Annotated in this window: 17 protein-coding genes; 14 read left to right on the top strand and 3 right to left on the bottom strand. The window is 57.8% G+C overall.

Annotated features, from left to right (window positions below; genetic code table 11):
- Nucleotide 1: 1 nt before the first annotated feature.
- The 3 genes from bcp to arsC all read left to right on the top strand — a co-directional run bounded on the left by bcp (nt 2) and on the right by arsC (nt 2,480).
- On the top strand, nt 2-469 hold the full coding sequence (bcp, locus tag CVE23_RS06445; protein ID WP_038918253.1) for a thioredoxin-dependent thiol peroxidase: 468 nt from the start codon (nt 2-4) through the stop codon (nt 467-469).
- Between the two features lie 175 nt (nt 470-644).
- Nucleotides 645-2,108 carry a beta-barrel assembly-enhancing protease gene (bepA, locus tag CVE23_RS06440; protein WP_038918251.1) on the top strand — a complete coding sequence of 488 codons (1,464 nt, stop codon included), beginning with the start codon at nt 645-647 and terminating at the stop codon, nt 2,106-2,108.
- Nucleotides 2,109-2,123: 15 nt separating this feature from the next.
- Nucleotides 2,124-2,480 (top strand): arsenate reductase (glutaredoxin), encoded by a 357-nt coding sequence (gene arsC / locus CVE23_RS06435; RefSeq protein ID WP_100849140.1) that lies wholly within the window; start codon nt 2,124-2,126, stop codon nt 2,478-2,480.
- 9 nt (nt 2,481-2,489) lie between these two features.
- Here the strand turns inward: arsC and hda are convergent, their stop codons facing one another.
- The 3 genes from hda to upp all read right to left on the bottom strand — a co-directional run bounded on the left by hda (nt 2,490) and on the right by upp (nt 5,409).
- The gene (hda, locus tag CVE23_RS06430) at nt 2,490-3,197 is read right to left on the bottom strand and encodes a DnaA inactivator Hda (RefSeq protein ID WP_038918249.1); all 708 of its coding nucleotides are present in this window, start codon (nt 3,195-3,197) and stop codon (nt 2,490-2,492) included.
- A gap of 115 nt (nt 3,198-3,312) precedes the next feature.
- A complete protein-coding gene (gene uraA / locus CVE23_RS06425; RefSeq protein WP_038918248.1) occupies nt 3,313-4,602 on the bottom strand; it encodes a uracil permease in 1,290 nt (429 codons plus the stop codon).
- Between the two features lie 180 nt (nt 4,603-4,782).
- A complete protein-coding gene (gene upp, locus CVE23_RS06420) occupies nt 4,783-5,409 on the bottom strand; it encodes a uracil phosphoribosyltransferase (RefSeq protein WP_013316936.1) in 627 nt (208 codons plus the stop codon).
- Nucleotides 5,410-5,681: 272 nt separating this feature from the next.
- Here upp and purM point away from each other — a divergent pair, with 272 nt between their 5' ends.
- The 11 genes from purM to speG all read left to right on the top strand — a co-directional run bounded on the left by purM (nt 5,682) and on the right by speG (nt 18,848).
- Nucleotides 5,682-6,719 carry a phosphoribosylformylglycinamidine cyclo-ligase gene (gene purM / locus CVE23_RS06415; protein ID WP_038918247.1) on the top strand — a complete coding sequence of 346 codons (1,038 nt, stop codon included), beginning with the start codon at nt 5,682-5,684 and terminating at the stop codon, nt 6,717-6,719.
- Nucleotides 6,719-7,357: a phosphoribosylglycinamide formyltransferase gene (purN, locus tag CVE23_RS06410; protein ID WP_038918246.1), complete on the top strand. Its 639-nt coding sequence runs from the start codon at nt 6,719-6,721 to the stop codon at nt 7,355-7,357. Before purM ends, purN begins: the two co-directional genes overlap by 1 nt.
- Before the next feature lie 261 nt (nt 7,358-7,618).
- On the top strand, nt 7,619-8,617 hold the full coding sequence (gene galS, locus CVE23_RS06400; RefSeq protein WP_038661043.1) for an HTH-type transcriptional regulator GalS: 999 nt from the start codon (nt 7,619-7,621) through the stop codon (nt 8,615-8,617).
- Between the two features lie 432 nt (nt 8,618-9,049).
- Nucleotides 9,050-10,045, top strand: coding sequence for a galactose/glucose ABC transporter substrate-binding protein MglB (gene mglB, locus CVE23_RS06390; protein WP_038918244.1), 996 nt, complete (start codon nt 9,050-9,052; stop codon nt 10,043-10,045).
- Between the two features lie 120 nt (nt 10,046-10,165).
- Nucleotides 10,166-11,686, top strand: coding sequence for a galactose/methyl galactoside ABC transporter ATP-binding protein MglA (gene mglA / locus CVE23_RS06385; RefSeq protein WP_038661050.1), 1,521 nt, complete (start codon nt 10,166-10,168; stop codon nt 11,684-11,686).
- A gap of 19 nt (nt 11,687-11,705) precedes the next feature.
- Nucleotides 11,706-12,716: a galactose/methyl galactoside ABC transporter permease MglC gene (mglC, locus tag CVE23_RS06380; protein ID WP_100849139.1), complete on the top strand. Its 1,011-nt coding sequence runs from the start codon at nt 11,706-11,708 to the stop codon at nt 12,714-12,716.
- 273 nt (nt 12,717-12,989) lie between these two features.
- Nucleotides 12,990-13,811: an ABC transporter substrate-binding protein gene (locus tag CVE23_RS06375; RefSeq protein ID WP_100849138.1), complete on the top strand. Its 822-nt coding sequence runs from the start codon at nt 12,990-12,992 to the stop codon at nt 13,809-13,811.
- Nucleotides 13,811-14,656, top strand: coding sequence for an amino acid ABC transporter permease (locus CVE23_RS06370; RefSeq protein ID WP_100849137.1), 846 nt, complete (start codon nt 13,811-13,813; stop codon nt 14,654-14,656). Before CVE23_RS06375 ends, CVE23_RS06370 begins: the two co-directional genes overlap by 1 nt.
- A 179-nt stretch (nt 14,657-14,835) precedes the next feature.
- Nucleotides 14,836-15,945, top strand: coding sequence for an ABC transporter substrate-binding protein (locus tag CVE23_RS06365; RefSeq protein WP_100849136.1), 1,110 nt, complete (start codon nt 14,836-14,838; stop codon nt 15,943-15,945).
- Nucleotides 15,938-18,091 (top strand): TonB-dependent siderophore receptor, encoded by a 2,154-nt coding sequence (locus CVE23_RS06360; protein ID WP_100849135.1) that lies wholly within the window; start codon nt 15,938-15,940, stop codon nt 18,089-18,091. Before CVE23_RS06365 ends, CVE23_RS06360 begins: the two co-directional genes overlap by 8 nt.
- Before the next feature lie 160 nt (nt 18,092-18,251).
- The gene (speG, locus tag CVE23_RS06355) at nt 18,252-18,848 is read left to right on the top strand and encodes a spermidine N1-acetyltransferase (protein WP_049842519.1); all 597 of its coding nucleotides are present in this window, start codon (nt 18,252-18,254) and stop codon (nt 18,846-18,848) included.
- Nucleotides 18,849-18,886: the final 38 nt, after the last annotated feature.

Below are 18,886 nucleotides of genomic sequence, written 5' to 3'. Positions count from 1 at the left end.
GATGACCACACTGAAAGCCGGTGATATCGCACCGAAATTTAGCTTGCCCGACCAGGATGGCGAACAAGTTAATTTGGCCGACTTCCAGGGACAGCGGGTGTTGGTGTATTTCTATCCCAAGGCCATGACACCAGGTTGCACCGTGCAAGCCTGTGGGCTTCGCGATAACATGGACGAACTGAAAACGCTCGGCGTTGAGGTTCTTGGCATCAGCACCGATAAACCGGAAAAATTGTCCCGCTTTACTGAAAAAGAGCTGCTGAATTTTACCCTGCTGGCCGATGAGGATCACCAGGTGGCGGCACAGTTCGGCGTCTGGGGTGAAAAAACCTTCATGGGGAAAACCTACGACGGTATTCACCGGGTCAGTTTCCTGATCAACGCCGAAGGCAACATCGAAAAAGTGTTCGATGATTTCAAAACCAGTAACCACCACGACATCGTGCTGAATTACCTGAAAGGCGCCTGAGTCCTTTCCTTCCCGATTATTGCCGGCGCAGCGTCTGATGCGCCGGCAAACTGGTTTTCGCGCCGCATTTTCCGTTTTTTACGTCGTCTTTTTCCCCCACCCGTGTTTCATTGTGTGCCGCCGCTGGCTAAGATGATGGCAATTCTTTCAGGCTGTTCAGAAGGTTGTATCCGTTATGTCCTATCGGCTCAAACAGACGGTCATCGCCATGCTGGCAGGTGTGTTGCTGAGCGCAAGCCCGCAGGGTTTCCCGGCCGGCACACAGGAAAATCTGCCGGATATCGGCACCACCGCCGGCGGAACGCTCAGCATCAATCAGGAACTGGTGATGGGGGATTTCTATCTGCGCCAGTTGCGTGCCGGCGCGCCGCTGATTAACGACCCACTGCTGCTGCAGTACATCAACCAACTGGGCGGGCGACTGGTCAAGTCGGCCGATTCCGTGCGTACTCCGTTCCATTTCTTTTTGGTCAATAACGACGAAATCAACGCCTTTGCCTTTTTTGGCGGCAATGTGGTGCTGCACTCCGGGCTGTTCCGCTACGTAGAGAATGAAAGCGAGTTGGCCTCGGTGCTGGCGCACGAAATCTCCCACGTGACCCAGCGCCATCTGGCGCGCGCTATGGAAGCCCAGAAAGCCAACGCGCCGCTGGCCTGGGCCGGCGCTTTCGGCTCGCTGTTGCTGGCGATGGCGAATCCGCAGGCCGGATTCGCCGCGCTGAGCGGCACGCTGGCCGGCGCGCAGCAAAGCGTCATCAGCTTTACCCAGTCCAACGAACAGGAAGCGGACCGCATCGGGATTCAGGTGCTGCAACGCGCCGGATTCGACCCGCAGGCGATGCCCAATTTCCTGCAACGGCTGGCGGAGAGCTCCCGCTACGCCACCAAGCCGCCGGAAATGCTGCTGACGCACCCGCTGCCGGAAAGCCGGCTGTCGGACGCCCGTAACCGCGCCAACCAGATGAAATCAATCCCGGTGCATTCCTCGCAGGATTTTCTGTTCGCCAAGGCTCGCGTGCTGGGCATGTACGGCTCGCAGGACAACCCGTATGGCGCCGCGTTGCTGGACAACTGGGCCAAAGGCAACGCGCGCGAGCAACAGGCCGCCCAATATGGCCGCGCGATCCGCGCCTATCAGGCCAAGAAATACGATGACGCGCGCGCCACGCTGCAACCGCTGCTGGACAAGTCGCCGTCAAACCCCTGGTTTCTTGATCTGATGACCGATATTGATATCGGCCAACAGCGCGCCGATCAGGCGGTCGCCCGCCTGCAGAAAGTGCCGGACGCGCAAGACAACCCGGTGCTGCAGCTCAACCTGGCCAACGCGATGGTGGAAAGCCGCAAATCTGCCGACGCCATCCGCATTCTGCGCAAATACACTTACGCCCACCCGGACGATCCGAACGGCTGGGACTTACTGGCGCAGGCTTCCGCCGCGCAAAACATGCGCAGCGAAGAACTGGCGTCCCGGGCGGAGAGTCTGTCGCTAAACGGCAAGCTGGATCAGGCTATCCGCCTGTTAAGCAACGCCAGCTCACAAAGCAAACTCGGCAGCATGGATCAGGCGCGTTACGACGCCCGCATCGATCAACTGCGGGCGTTGCAGCAACGTTTCCGCCCTTATGAGAAATCCTGAAAAAAGGTGAGTTGAATGACTAAACCGGTGACCATTTATCATAATCCCCGCTGCTCCAAGAGCCGCGAAACCCTGGCGTTGCTGCAGCAACAAGGCATCGAACCGGAAGTGGTGCTGTATCTGGACACGCCGCCGGATGCCGCCGCACTCGGTAAGCTGCTCAAACAACTGGGATTCGCCAGCGCACGCGCACTGATGCGCCGTAAAGAAGATCTGTACCGTGAGTTAAATCTGGCCGACGACAGCCTGACGGAAGCGCAACTGATTCAGGCGCTGGCGGACCACCCCAAACTGATTGAACGTCCGATCGTGGTCGCCAACGACAAGGCTAAGCTCGGCCGACCGCCGGAGCAGGTGCTGGATATTCTGTGACGGAAAGCGTCACAGTCCGAGAATCTCTTTGACGAAAGGAATCGTCAGCTTACGCTGGGCGGTAATGGAAGCATGATCCAGTTGATCCAGCGTCATGAACAGCGTGCGCATCTCCCGATCCAGTCGTTTAAGCAGAAAACGGCTGACGTCTTCCGGCAGTTCAAAACCGCGCAGCCGGGCGCGCAACTGCAGCGCCTCGCCTTTCTCTTCATCCGACAGCGGCTGCAAGCGGTAGATCTGCCCCCAGTCGAGACGGGACGCCAGATCCGCCAGTTGCAGATTGATCTGGCGCGGCGGACGATCGCCGGTAATCAACAGCCGGGTGCGCCCGCCTTCCTGAATGCGGTTATACAGATTGAACATCGCCATTTCCCACGCCTCGTCGCCGGCAATCGACTCGATATTGTCGATGCAGACCAGCGCCAGTTGCTCCATTCCTTCCAGCACGTCCGGAACAAAATAGGCGCGTTTATCCAGCGGCACATAGCCGACCGCACGACCGAGGCGGGATAATTCCGCGCAAGCGGCATGCAACAGGTGGCTACGCCCGCCGCCTTCGCGCGACCAGAAATAGATATAGCTGCCATGTTCCTGATCCAGCGTCGTGTGGATAGCGGCCAGCAGAGACGTGTTTTCTCCCGGATAGAAACTGGCAAAAGTTTCGTCATCGGGTAAATAGAGTGGCAATGATAACTGTGCCGGAGTGTTCAGAAGCACCTCAAACCAAACAGGCAGGAAAACGGGTCAAGTTTAGCATAGAAACCTTTTGCGATTGAACCGTCAACCGGCCGCTTCGCCGCATAGCCCGCCAGCGCACCGGCGGGCCACGAGATTACTGTGCGGAAGCCTTGTCGTCCGTCTCGTCAATCACCTCTTCTTCCTTACGGAACACGCTGATGACGCGAAACAACAGGCTCAGGAACACGCCCACCACGGTTGCCAGCGCCATGCCTTTCAGCTCTACGGCGCCCAGATGGATTTTCGCGCCGCTGACGCCGATGATCAGGATCACCGAGGTCAGAATCAGATTCTGCGCCTTGTTGTAATCCACCTTGGATTCGATCAGCACCCGGATACCGGACGCGCCGATAACGCCGTACAGCAGCAGCGACACGCCGCCCATCACCGGCACCGGCACCGCCTGAATCGCGGCGGCCAGTTTACCCACGCAGGAAAGCAGAATCGCGAGCACCGCCGCACCGCCAATGACCCAGGTGCTGTAAACCTTGGTGATCGCCAGCACGCCGATGTTCTCGCCATAGGTGGTATTCGGTGTGGAGCCAAAGAAACCGGACAGTATGGTGGACACGCCGTTGGCAAACAGAGAGCGGTGCAGACCCGGGTCGCGCACCAGATCTTTTTTCACGATATTGGCGGTCACCACCAGATGACCAATGTGCTCGGCAATCACCACCAGCGCGGCAGGCAGCACCGTCAGCATCGCCACCCACTCAAAACGCGGCGTGTAGAATGTCGGCAGCGCGAACCAGTGAGCCTGGGCGATCGGCGTCAGATCCACCACCCCCATGACGAAGGAGAGCGCATACCCCACCAATACGCCGATCAGGATCGGGATGATAGCCAGAAAACCGCGAAACAGCACGGATCCCAGTATGGTTACTCCCAGCGTCACCAGCGAAATGGTGACGGTTTTACTGTCCACGTCCGTGCCGGCGGCCGGCGACAACCCAGCCATGTTCGCCGCCACGCCCGCCAGCTCCAGACCGATCACCGCGACAATCGCGCCCATCGCCGCCGGCGGGAAAATCACATTCAGCCAGCCGGTCCCGGCTTTTTTCACCAGCAACGCCACCAGACAAAACAGCACGCCGCACAGAATAAAGCCGCCCAGCGCCACTTCATAGCCCAGCGGCAACAACAGCAATACCGGAGAAATAAAGGCAAAGCTGGAACCGAGATAGGCCGGAATCTTGCCTCTACAGATAAACAGATAAAGCAGCGTGCCGATGCCGTTGAACAACAACACGGTCGCCGGGTTGACCTTGAACAGAATCGGCACCAGCACGGTGGCGCCAAACATGGCGAACAGATGCTGGAAACTCAGCGGTATGGTTTGCAACAGCGGGGGGCGTTCACTGACGCCGATGGCGCGACGAGTCATCTTGTTTTCCTCTGTGTCTCAGACTGAAAAATACCGGGGGACCCGGCAGAAAGTTCAGCGCCGGCACACACCGGCGCAGAAAAAATGTCGCCATCCGTGGTATGCGCAAGAACACCCCGTCACGTCAGGAGCGGGCCGTAGCGTACGCAAAAAAAAGCCGACTCTGCAGTCGGCTGAATATCATTTGGTACCAAACAGTTTGTCGCCCGCATCGCCCAGGCCCGGCATGATGTAGCCGTGTTCGTTTAGGCCCTTGTCAATCGAGGCGGTGTACAGCTCCACATCCGGGTGCGCTTTCTCCAGCGCGGCGATCCCTTCCGGCGCCGCTACCAGCACCAGCACCTTGATGCTGCGGCAGCCGGCTTTTTTCAGCAGATCGATAGTGGCGATCATCGAGCCGCCGGTCGCCAGCATCGGGTCCACTACCAGCGCCATGCGCTCATCGATATTGGAAGCCAGTTTCTGAAAATAAGGCACCGGTTCCAGCGTCTGTTCGTCGCGGTACATCCCCACCACGCTGATGCGCGCGCTGGGCACGTTTTCCAGCACCCCTTCCATCATGCCGAGACCGGCGCGCAGAATGGGCACTACGGTAATTTTCTTACCTTTAATTTGGTCGACTTCGACCGGGCCGCACCAGCCTTCGATGGTCACCTTTTCCGTCGCCAGATCGGCGGTGGCTTCGTAGGTCAGCAAACTGCCGACTTCAGACGCCAGTTCACGGAAACGCTTGGTACTGACATCGTGCTCGCGCATCAGACCCAGTTTATGTTTGACGAGCGGGTGTTTCACCTCGACGATTTTCATTACTCTTTCTCCCCATCGGCAGTGGACGGCCAAAAAAATCGCGGGATTATACCGCTTTTTCGAATGTACGCCATAGATTCAAGTCTGATCCAAATCAAGCCGAAACGGAAATTACCGCCAGCCGATCCGCACACCCGCCGACGGTAGTCTTCATACCGGCCTGCCGAAACCGTCACGCCGCAAAGACACTACTCGCAAACGTTTGCTTACGCTGTTAGAATTAGCGCGCTCCATTTTTTAAACCAATCGTAACCTCCGTGGGGACTTCCGCAGTGACCGATAAAACCTCTCTCAGCTATAAAGACGCAGGCGTGGATATTGATGCTGGCAATGCATTGGTAGACCGTATCAAAGGTGTAGTGAAACAGACCCGTCGCCCGGAAGTCATGGGTGGATTGGGCGGTTTCGGTGCCCTGTGCGCCTTACCGCAAAAATACCGCGAACCGGTGCTGGTTTCCGGTACGGACGGTGTCGGCACCAAGCTGCGTCTGGCGATGGACCTGCAGCGTCACGATACGATTGGTATCGACCTGGTGGCGATGTGCGTCAACGATCTGGTGGTACAGGGCGCCGAGCCGCTGTTCTTCCTTGACTATTACGCCACCGGCAAGCTGGACGTGGACACCGCGGCCCGTGTTATCACCGGTATCGCCGAAGGCTGCAAACAGTCTGGTTGCGCGCTGGTTGGCGGTGAAACCGCCGAAATGCCCGGCATGTACCACGGCGACGACTATGATGTGGCCGGCTTCTGCGTCGGCGTAGTGGAAAAAGCCGATATCATCGACGGCAGCAAAGTACGTGAAGGCGACGCGCTGATCGCACTGGCGTCCAGCGGCCCGCACTCCAACGGCTACTCGCTGATCCGCAAGATCCTCGAAGTGAGCGGCGCCAACCCGGAACAGGTTCAGTTGGACGGCAAACCGCTGGCCGACCATCTGCTGGCCCCGACCAAAATCTACGTCAAATCGGTGCTGTCGTTGATCGAAAACGTAGACGTACACGCCATCTCCCACCTGACCGGCGGCGGCTTCTGGGAAAACATCCCGCGCGTGCTGCCGGAAGGCATGCAGGCGACCATCGACGAATCCAGCTGGCAGTGGCCGGCAGTATTCGAATGGCTGCAGCAGAGCGGCAACGTCAGCCGTCATGAAATGTACCGCACCTTTAACTGCGGCGTCGGCATGATTATCGCCCTGCCGGCGGATCAGGCGGAGCAGGCCATCGCCCACCTCAACGCCAACGGCGAAACCGCCTGGAGCATCGGCGTGATTACCCGTACCAATGGCGGAGAGACAGTGGTTATTCAGTGATGAAAAACATCGTTGTCCTGATTTCAGGTCAGGGAAGCAATCTGCAGGCGTTGATCGACGCCTGTCAGAGCGGCCGCATCACAGGGCGAATCACCGCAGTATTCAGTAACAATCCAGAGGCTTTCGGTCTGGAACGAGCGCGTGACGCCGGCATCGCCGCCCACGCGCTGTTGCCGGGCGATTACGCCAGCCGCGCCGATTTCGATGACGCGCTGGCAGCCGAAATCGAGAAATATCAGCCGGACGTAGTGGTGCTGGCCGGATACATGCGTATCCTCAGCGCCGGATTCGTGGCGCGTTTCCTCGGCAAAATGCTGAATATCCATCCGTCGCTGCTGCCGAAATACCCCGGTCTGCACACCCATCGTAAAGCGCTGGAAAACGGCGACGGCGAGCACGGCACCTCGGTGCATTTCGTGACCGAAGAGCTGGACGGCGGCCCGGTGATCCTGCAGGCCAGAGTACCGGTTTTCCCGGGCGATACCGAGCAGGACGTGCAGGAACGGGTACAAACGCAGGAACACAGCATCTACCCGTTGGTGGTGGGCTGGTTTCTGGCCGGACGGCTGGCGTTGCGCGACAATCAGGCCTGGCTGGACGGCGACGTGATTCCGGCCAGCGGTTACGCCGCCGAGTAAGCCGACGCCTTCCTTACTCGCCCTGGCGCTTTGCCGGGGCGTTTTTCTAAGTGATACTCTCCGGCGAGCGTCGCCACGCCCGGCCGCCGTCTTTTCTCCCGGATAATGACCTTCGTCACAAAGGTTACAGAATTGTATGTAACCGCTTTCATCACTGTGACCTGACTCACGCAGTCTCTCCATAACGCCTGACAGAATATGCCCGGACAGCTTGAGTGTCGGGGTCGCCCTCATGAACTTTTTCCTCTGTGGTGAGTATTGATGATTACCATCCGTGATGTCGCGCGCCAGGCGGGCGTTTCCATCGCCACCGTTTCCCGCGTGCTCAATAACAGCAGCGCGGTCACCCAACAGACGCGCGATCTGGTCCTGCAGACGGTCGAGCAGTTGGGCTACCGCCCCAACGCCAATGCGCAGGCGTTGGCTTCACAGGTCAGCGACACCATCGGCGTAGTGGTGATGGACGTGTCGGACCCGTTCTTCGGTGCCATGGTCAAGGCGGTGGACACCGTGGCGCAGCGCCTGCAAAAACATGTACTGATTAACAACTCCTATCATCAGGAAGAAAAGGAACGGCACGCCATCGAAGTGCTAATCCGTCAGCGCTGCAACGCGCTGATCGTGCATGCCAAAGCTTTATCCGACGAGGAACTGGCGGAATTCATGGAGCAGGTGCCCGGTATGGTGCTGATCAACCGGCTGCTGCCGGACTACCCGCACCGCTGCGTCTGTCTCGACAACGTCAGCGGCGCGATGATGGCGACCCGCATGTTGTTGCAGCAGGGGCATCAGCGCATCGGTTATCTTCGCTCCAGCCACCCGATAGAGGACGTGACGGAACGCCTTACCGGCTGGCGACAGGCGCTGCAGGAACAGGGCATCGAGCCGCCCGATGAGTGGATCGCCAGCGGCGAGCCGGACCTGCAGGGCGGCGAAGCGGCCATGGTGGAACTGCTGGGACGCAACCAGCAACTGACGGCGGTGTTCGCCTACAACGACGGCATGGCGGCCGGCGCGCTGATGGCGCTGAAAGATAACGGCATCCCGGTGCCGGAGCGGTTTTCGGTGGTCGGTTTCGATGATATCCCGATTTCCCGCTATACCGACCCGCGCCTGACGACCATCCGCTACCCTATTGTTTCTATGGCGAAAATCGCCACAGAACTGGCGCTAAAAGGCGCGGCCGGGCTGCTGGACCCCACCGCCCGGCACTGTTTCATGCCGACGCTGGTACGGCGGCATTCGGTGGCTCCCCGGTAAAATGTGGAGACGGTCACTAATTCATTCAAATCATCCATGTAACCGCTTTCAATCTGTGAGTAAATTCACAGTTAATTAACATTACGCTCTCTATGATGAGGGCGTACTGCGGAGAACAGGCGCCTTGTAACACGGCCATCCTGTCTGTTGAACCGTTAACCGCCACAATGACGGAAACGTTCACACTGTTGTTTAAGAATACATCGGTTTCAGGACGCATCGGTTTCAGGACGCATTGCCAGACGGTCGCCAGCCAACAGAGTCGGTACCATCTGAAAACAGGGAAGTCAGGCTTTAAGCGGGCCATGCCCGCAAAACCGTCAGCCCGGCATGACCATGCTACGCCGACGCTTACTAACTGACAGCCGCGCTACGTCTACCCCGAGTCGTGCGGCCGGACTGAGAACTACCCTGCATAAACCCGGAGATATCATGAATAAGAAGGTTTTCACTCTCACCGCCCTGGTTGCCAGCATGATGTTCGGAGCCTCCGCCCACGCCGCGGATACCCGTATCGGCGTCACCATCTACAAATACGATGACAACTTCATGTCGATGGTGCGCAAGGACATTGAAAAAGAAGCCAAAGCCATCGGCGGCGTCGACCTGCTGATGAACGACTCGCAGAACGACCAGTCCAAACAGAACGATCAGGTGGACGTGCTGCTGGCCAAAGGCGTCAAAGCGCTGGCTATCAACCTGGTAGACCCGGCCGCTGCTGCGATTGTGGTGCAGAAAGCGAAGGCCGCCGACGTGCCGGTAGTGTTCTTTAACAAAGAACCGAACGCCAAAGTACTGGCCAGCTATGACAAAGCCTACTACGTCGGCACCGACTCCAAAGAGTCCGGTATCATTCAGGGTCAGTTGATCGCCAAACACTGGAAAGCCAACCCGTCATGGGATCTGAACAAAGACGGCACTATCCAGTACGCCCTGTTGAAAGGCGAACCGGGCCACCCGGATGCGGAAGCCCGCACCAAGTATGTGGTAGACACCCTGACCAAAGAAGGGCTGAAAGTCCAGCAGTTGCAGATGGATACCGCAATGTGGGATACCGCAATGGCCAAAGACAAGGTTGACGCCTGGATGTCTGGTCCCAACGCCAACAAAATTGAAGTACTCATCGCTAACAATGACGCCATGGCGATGGGCGCGGTAGAAGCGCTGAAAGCCCATAACAAGAGCAGCATTCCGGTATTCGGCGTTGACGCCCTGCCGGAAGCCCTGTCGCTGATCAAATCCGGCGCACTGGCCGGCACCGTGCTGAATGATGCGGAAAACCAGGCTAAAGCCACGCTGGATCTGGCGAAAAACCTGGCGCTGGGTAAACCGGCTGGCGAAGGCACCAACTTCAAGATTGAAAACAAAGTGGTACGCGTACCGTACGTGCCGGTTGATAAAGACAACCTGGCGCAGTTCATGAAGTAATCTCGTCGGGGCGCAGCAACCGTTGCGCCCCTACTGTTTGGACGAATGATTTTCTCAGCCAGGCAGCCATGTTCAGCCCGGCAACGTTTCAGCCAGGTAATTATTTCGACCAGGTAAAATATGACCAGTGACACTCTAACCACTCAGCGCGAATTCCTGCTGGAGATGACCAATATCAGTAAGTCGTTTCCCGGTGTAAAGGCATTGGATAATGTCAACCTGAAGGTGCGCCCCCACTCCATCCACGCCCTGATGGGCGAAAACGGCGCAGGGAAATCGACTCTACTGAAATGTCTGTTCGGCATTTATCAGAAAGATTCAGGCAGCATTCAATTCCAGGGACAGGAAGTCGATTTCAAAAGCGCCAAAGAAGCGCTGGAGAATGGTGTATCCATGGTGCACCAGGAATTGAACCTGGTTTTACAACGTTCGGTCATGGACAACATGTGGCTTGGCCGCTATCCGAAAAAAGGGTTGTTCGTCGATCAGGAAAAAATGTATCGCGATACCAAAGCGATTTTCGATGAACTGGATATCGATATCGATCCGCGCGACAAAGTGGCCTCGCTGTCGGTCTCGCAAATGCAGATGATCGAAATCGCCAAGGCCTTCTCCTATAACGCTAAAATCGTCATCATGGACGAACCCACCTCGTCGCTGACGGAAAAAGAGGTGAACCACCTGTTCACCATCATCCGCAAGCTGAAAGACCGGGGCTGCGGCATCGTCTATATCTCCCACAAAATGGAAGAGATCTTCCAGCTGTGCGATGAAATCACCATACTGCGCGACGGTCAGTGGGTCGCCACTCAGCCGCTGGACGGCCTGAACATGGACCAGATCATCGCCATGATGGTCGGCCGCTCCCTCAATCAGCGGTTTCCGGACAAAACCAACACCCCTGGCGACGTCATGCTGGAAGTACGCGGCCTGACCTCCATGCGCCAGCCGTCGATCCGCGATGTGTCGTTCGATCTGCGTCAGGGCGAAATTTTAGGGATTGCCGGTCTGGTCGGCGCCAAACGTACCGACATCGTCGAAACGCTGTTCGGTATCCGCGAAAAACTCAGCGGTACCATCAAACTGCACGGCAAAGACATTAACAACCATACCGCTAACGAGGCCATCAACAACGGTTTCGCACTGGTCACCGAAGAACGCCGCTCTACCGGTATCTACGCCTATCTGGATGTCGGTTTTAACTCGCTGATCTCCAACATCCATAAATACAAAAACAGCCTCGGCCTGCTGGACAACAAGCGCATGAAAAGCGATGTGCAGTGGGTAATTGATTCGATGCGGGTAAAAACTCCCGGCCACCATACCGCCATCGGCTCGCTGTCCGGCGGTAACCAGCAGAAGGTGATCATTGGCCGCTGGCTGCTGACTCAACCGGAAATCCTGATGCTGGACGAACCGACCCGCGGCATCGACGTGGGCGCCAAATTCGAGATTTATCAGCTTATTTCCGAGCTGGCGAAAAAGGGCAAGGGAATCATCATCATTTCATCAGAAATGCCGGAATTGCTGGGCGTCACCGACCGCATTCTGGTGATGAGTAATGGCCTCGTCGCAGGCATTGTCGAAACCAAGAACACCACGCAGAACGAAATCCTCCGTTTAGCGTCGTTACACCTTTAATGATGCAAGGGCTGTTACCATGAAAGCTACTACTAAAAAAAGTGCGCTCACCTGGCTGAAAGACAGCGGCATTTATGCCGTGTTGCTGGTATTGCTGGTGATTATTATTATCCAGGACCCCACCTTCCTCAGTCTCACCAACCTGAGTAACATTCTTACCCAGTCTTCGGTGCGCGTGATCATCGCGCTCGGCGTGGCCGGGCTTATCGTTACCCAGGGCACCGACCTGTCGGCCGGTCGTCAGGTCGGCCTTGCTGCCGTCGTTGCGGCCACGCTGTTACAGGCGATGGATAACAGCAACAAGGTATTCCCAAATCTGGAAACCATGCCGATCCCGCTGGTTATCCTGATCGTTTGCGCGATTGGCGCGGTAATCGGTCTGGTCAACGGTCTTATCATCGCCTACCTGAAAGTGACGCCGTTCATCACGACATTGGGCACGATGATCATCGTCTACGGTATCAACTCGCTGTACTACGACATCGTCGGCGCGTCCCCCATCGCCGGCTTTGACGACCGCTTCTCTACTTTTGCACAGGGATTTATCCGCTTCGGCGACTTCAAGCTGTCCTATATCACCTTCTATGCGGTGATTGCGGCGGTGTTCGTGTGGATCCTGTGGAACAAGACCCGCTTCGGCAAAAATATCTTCGCCATCGGCGGCAACCCGGAAGCGGCTAAAGTCTCCGGCGTGAACGTCTCGTTGAACCTGATTCTGGTGTACATGCTGTCCGGCATCTTCTACGCCTTCGGCGGTATGCTGGAAGCCGGCCGTATCGGCAGCGCCACCAACAACTTAGGTTTCATGTACGAGCTCGACGCCATCGCGGCATGCGTGGTCGGCGGCGTATCCTTTGCCGGTGGCGTGGGTACGGTCGCCGGCGTGGTGACCGGGGTTATCATCTTCACCCTCATCAACTACGGCCTGACCTACATCGGCGTCAGCCCTTACTGGCAGTACATCATCAAAGGCGGCATCATCATCTTCGCCGTGGCGTTGGACTCCCTGAAATACGCCCGTAAAAAATAACGCGCGCCGGACATCACACCGTCAAACCTGCCACCCCGGTGGCAGGTTTCTTTTTTTTATATGGTGCCTTTTATGTGGTGCCTTTTATGTGGTGCCTTTTATGTAACGCCGCCGTCATCGATGCTTATTCCCCGCCCCTCGACCGCCTGACGAAGACCTTATTTTGCACACGCCCGCGGCTGCTATAAGATAGGGCCTTTGTGATTTCCACCGACGGGACGCGGCAAGCAGCCCCGCGTTGCCCGTTGTGACGCTAGTTTGTAGGGAAAATGGATGAAAAAACTTCTCGCACTGATGGCGCTCGGTCTGAGCGCCTGCTTCATGCTCAGCGCCGCACAGGCCGGCAGCACGCTGGATCGGGTGAAACAGACCGGCGTAGTCCGCAACGTGCTGTTCAACGACTATCCGCCATTTAGCTATCTCGACGATAAGAATCAACTGGTTGGCTTCGATGTGGACGTCGCCAACGCAGTGGCGCAGAAACTGGGCGCCAAACTGGAACTGGCGACGCCGGGCTGGGAAACCATCGTCGGCGGCAAGTGGCAAGGCCGTTGGGATATGTGCATCTGCTCCATGACCCCGAATGCCGAACGCGCCAAAATGCTGGACTTCGCCACCCCTTACTACAGTACCTTCGCCGTGCTGATCGTCCATAAGGATGAGAAAAACATCCAATCCGCCGCCGATCTGAGCAACAAGAAAGTCGGGCTGGGACTGGGCTCCAGCTACGAGAACTACCTGAACAAAAGTCTGGTGATCCCAGGCGGCAAACCGATCGCCTTCCCGTTTGGCCATGTGCAGGCGGTACCCACCGATGAAGAAATGGCGTTCCGCAATCTGGCGCTGGGCCCGGGTAAACGGCTGGACGCGGTGATTTCCGATCGCATCACCGCCAAACCGCGCATCGAGAAACTGCCGCAACTGCGTATCCTGCAGGAACTGTATGCCGAGCCAAACTGGATTGCCGTCGACAAAGGCGACCCGGAATGGAGTAAAACGCTGGCCGATGCCATCGCCGCGCTGCGCGCCGACGGCACGCTGAAAGCCATCTCCATGAAGTGGTTTGGTGAAGACATCACCGGGGTCAACCCGTAATGTCGCGTTCGTCCGCTGAAACCCCGTCTCACATGCCGCCGGCGCCTGAACGCGCCGGATTTGGTTTTCGTCTGCGCGCCGGCCTGACCTGGCTGGTGCTGCTCAGCCTGCTGCTGTGGCTGTTTTCGTTTATGGATCTGGACACCGGCCTGATCAAGCAGAAACTGCCCTCCATGCTGGGGATGCATCTGTCGCCGGACGGTTTCATCCAGGGGGCGGTGCTGAGCGTCGTCATAACCATCATTTCAATGCTGTTCTGTATCCTGCTGGCGGTGCTCACCGCCGCTGGCCGGCTTTCTTCCAGCGCGATCGCTTTCGGCTGCGCCACGTTTTACGTCTCGCTGTTTCGCGGCACGCCGCTGCTGGTACAAGTGCTGATCATCTACCTCGCGCTGCCGCAGGTCGGCATCGTAATGAGCGCCTTTACCTCCGGCATCATCGCGCTGTCGCTAAACTATGGCGCCTATCTGGCGGAAACCATCCGCAGCGGCGTACTCGCGGTTCCTCGCGGTCAGAAGGAAGCCGCCATGGCGCTGGGGCTGTCGCGCTGGGTGATCACCACCCACGTAGTGGCGCCGCAGGCGCTGCGCATCATCATTCCGCCCGCCGGTTCCCAGTTCATTTCGATGATCAAAGACTCCTCGCTGGTGTCGCTGATGGGCCTGTGGGAGCTGAACTTTCTGGCGCAGTCTTACGGCCGCAGCACCTACCACTACATGGAGATGCTCACTACCGCCGCCGTCATTTACTGGCTGCTGTCCATCGGGCTGGAATTGCTGCAAGGCCGGCTGGAACGTCACTTTGGCCGCGGCTACGAACACCACGACGGTAAAAAGCCGTCCTGATACCCGCCGCTCCCCACTCGCCGCCCTGTCGCGGCGACTTTAATTATTTACATAACCTCTGCCAGCCCTGTGAAATATCAGGGCTTTTTCTTTTTTAACCCTGTTTCCGTTTTGTTTCCATTGCAAATAAAAATAATTATTATTATTTTTTTTCTGCCTCATTTTTACGAGAAAAGAACATGCGCATCGTTTTTCTCTTCCTCACCGTACTCTGGTTCAGCCCGCTGACGCAGGCCAAAACCGTCACCGACATTACCGGTCGTCAGGTGGTGGTGCCGGATAACCCGCAACGCATTGTGCTGGGCGAAAGTCGCATGCTTTATACGCTGGCCTTGCTGGAACCGGGTAACCCGGCGCAGCGCGTGGTGGGCTGGCCGGGCGACATGGCGCGTTATGACGCCCAAAGCTGGGGCCGCTATACCACGAAATTTCCCGACATAGCCCGCATCTCGCAGTTGGGTAACGGCAATCTCAACAGCGTCAACGCGGAAGCCCTGCTGCCGCTGAAACCGGATCTGGTGATCCTGCCGCGGCTGGCTAAAGGCGCCGACAACGAGCAGAGCATCCAGCAGGCGCTGGCTCAGGCGGGTATCCCGTATATCTACGTCGACCTGCGCATCGATCTGCTGAAAAACACCGTGCCCAGCCTGCGCCTGCTCGGCGACGTGCTCAACCAGTCGTCGCGCGCCGACGCGTTCATCGCTTTCTACCAGCAGCACATGGACACCGTAAAAGCGCGACTGGCGCAGTATCAGGGCCGCAAAACCACGGTGATGCTGCATCTGCATCTTGGACGCCGCGACACCTGCTGCACCACGGCGGTTAACGGCAATCTCGGCGAACTGCTGGCCTTCGCCGGCGGCGACAACATCGCCGCCGGCAAAGTAAAAGGCGTATACGGCGAACTCAGCCCGGAACAGGCGCTGGCCGCCAGACCGGATGTCTACATCGCCACCGGCATGGCCGGACCGGACGGCAAACGCCTTTCCGACCTGATGCTCGGCCCGGACGTCGCGCCCCGGCAGGCCGCCGACAGTTTCCGCACCCTGCTGATGCAGGAACCGCTGCTTTCACACCTGAGCGCCGTCGGCGCCGGCCGCGCCTGGAGCATGTGGCACAACTTTTATCTCAGCCCGTATCACGTGGTGATGGTGGAAATGTTCGCCAAAGCCCTCTATCCGACGCTGTTTGGCGATATCGACCCGCAGCGCACCTTACAACAACTCTATCAGCAGTTTTTACCGATTGATTTTTCAGGGACCTATTGGAGTCAGTTGACACATGAATAACCTTCACTGGCAAAAAGGCTGGCCGTTGCTGGCCCTGCTGCCCTTCAGTCTTCAGGCCGCCACCACACAGGCCGATAGCGACACCGCCGCAAAAAACACGAAAAAGCAGGAAGACACGATGGTGGTGACCGCCAGCACGCCTGCAAGCGGCGCACGGGAAACCGGCTACCAGCCGCACAACGCCGTCACCGGCACCCGTACCGAGAGCCGCCTGCTGGACATACCGCAAGCCGTCAATGTGGTGCCGCAGCAGGTACTGGAGGATCAGGCGGCCAGAAGTCTTGATGAAGCGTTATACAACGTCAGCGGCATCACCCAGGCCAACACCCTCGGCGGGACGCAGGACGCGGTGATGAAGCGCGGTTTCGGCGATAACCGCGATGGTTCCATCCTGCGCGACGGCATGCGTTCAATTCAGGCGCGCAACGTCACCCCGACCACCGAGCGGGTGGAAGTGCTGAAAGGACCGGCATCCATGCTGTACGGCTGGGGCGAGCCCGGCGGCATGATCAACATCATCAGTAAAAAACCGGAGTTGGTGCAGAAAACCCATATCGAAGGCTGGAACAGCAGTTTCAACGGCGGCGGCGGTCAGTTGGATGTCACCGGCCCGCTCGGCACCTCCGGTCTGGCTTATCGCATGATTGTCGATCACGATGAAACCGACTACTGGCGCAACTTCGGCCGCAACCGCCAGACCACCATTGCGCCGTCGCTGATGTGGTACGGCGAAAACACCACCGTGCGGGTGTCCTACGAGCATATGGAATACCTGACGCCGTTCGATCGCGGCACCGTGATCGACAGCCGTACCGGCAAACCGGTCAATACCCCGCGCGAACGCCGGTTTGACGAAACCTACAACGCCACCCGCGGCGATCAGGACACGCTGACCTTCCAGATGGAAAGCGCCATTAGCGATCGCTGGAAAACCAAGCTGAATTACGCCTACAGCCGTAATACCTACAACGATAATCAGGCGCGCGCCACCAGCTATAACGCCACTACCGGTATCCTGACTCGTCAGGCTGATGCCACCGCCGACGCCCGTAGCCAGTCGCAGAATGTGCAGTTGACGCTGAATGGCGATATCGACTGGGGCAGCATCAACCACCAGTTGCTGTTTGGCGTGGACCACGAAGCCGACCGCACTTATCGTGGCGATATGCTGCGCAGCACCAGACGCTATAGTTTCAACGTCTATAACCCGGTCTACGGTTTGCAGCCGGCCTCCACCACCGTCAGCGCGGCGGACAGCGACCAGCGCGAAAACGTCGACAGTACCGGCGTCTTCATGCAGGATGCCATTCGTTTCAACGAACACTGGATGCTGCTGGGCGGCGTGCGTTACGACCATTTTGATGTGATGTCTGGCAAAGGACGTCCGTTCGTTACCAATACCGACGGTTCCGACAGTCGACTGGTCCCGCGCGCCGGGGTGGTCTACAACCTGAACGCCTGGTCATCGCTGTACGCCAGTTACAGTGAATCGTTCAAACCCAATACCTCGATCGCCACCCAGATTGGCTCAATGGCGCCGGAAACCGGCAAGTCTTATGAGGTGGGCGCCAAGCTGGATCTGCCCAACCGCGTTACCGCCAATCTGGCGCTGTTTGATATCCAGAAGCGTAACGTAATGGTGAGTGAGTTGGTGAACGGAGAAACCGTCACCCGCACCGCCGGCAAGGTCCGTTCGCAAGGGGTGGAAATGGATGTGGCCGGCAAACTGACCGACAGCCTGAGTCTGATTGGTTCCTACGCCTTTACCGATGCCCGCGTTACCTCTGACCCGGACAATCAGGGCAACGAAATGACCAACGTGGCGCGCCACACCGCCTCGCTGTTCCTGACCAACGACTTCGGCAATCTGGGCCTGCACGCCGGCGACGATCTGCGCGCCGGCATCGGCGCCCGCTACGTCGGCCGTCGCCCCGGCGACGCCGCCAACAGCTTCTTCCTTGACGACTACACCGTGGCTGACGCCTTTGTGACTTACAGCGTGCCGATCAACGGTTACAAGGTGAAGTGGCAGCTCAACGTCAAGAACCTGTTCGACAAAACCTACTACCCGTCGAGCGGCAACAACCTGCGCGTGGCGATTGGCGACCCGCGTGAAGTGGTGTTGCGCGCCAGCGTCGACTTCTAATCATCGGAACCACTCATCCGAACCGCGCAGCCTGCATCAGGGCTGCGCATCTTTCCGCCCTTTTCTTCCGCTCTTTTCTTCCGCACTTTCGCCGCCAACCGATTGACCCACTCCGGCAAGCTGGTTAACGTCACGCCATAGCCCACAATCCGGATACCTTATGCCAGACATCCATGAGCCCAACATCCATGAACCAAACATCGATGAAGTCGTGCGCCTGCGGCCGCTGGAGCGCGACGATCTCAGCTTCGTCCATCAGTTGGACAACAATGCCAGCGTCATGCGCTACTGGTTCGAAGAGCCTTACGAAGCGTTTGTCGAACTGAGCGACCTGTACGACAAGCACATTCACGACCAGAGCGAACGCCGCTTTATCATTGAGCACGACGCCATCAAGGTCGGGCTGGTGGAACTGGTGGACATCAACCATATCCACCGCCGGGCTGAATTTCAGATCATCATCGACCCGGCGCATCAGGGGCGAGGCTATGCCAGCGCCGCCGCCCGGCTGGCGATGGACTACGGCTTTTCGATTCTGAATCTCTACAAGCTGTACCTGATTGTGGACAAAGAGAACCAGAAGGCGATCCACATCTACACCAAGCTTGGGTTTGAGGTGGAAGGCGAGTTGATCCACGAATTCTTCATCAACGGCGAATACCGCAACACTATCCGTATGTGTATTTTCCAGCATCAGTATCTGGCGAAATACAAAAACCCCGGCGGCAAAAACGGTGAAGGCACCATACCCCGCTAACCACGACCCCGCTTGGCCGCGTGACGGTAAAAAACGCC

Source organism: Dickeya fangzhongdai, assembly GCF_002812485.1.
In the GTDB taxonomy this organism is placed as follows: domain Bacteria; phylum Pseudomonadota; class Gammaproteobacteria; order Enterobacterales; family Enterobacteriaceae; genus Dickeya; species Dickeya fangzhongdai.
The sequence above is the reverse complement of the archived record's forward strand: the minus strand, read 5'-3'. Positions and strand labels throughout refer to the sequence as shown.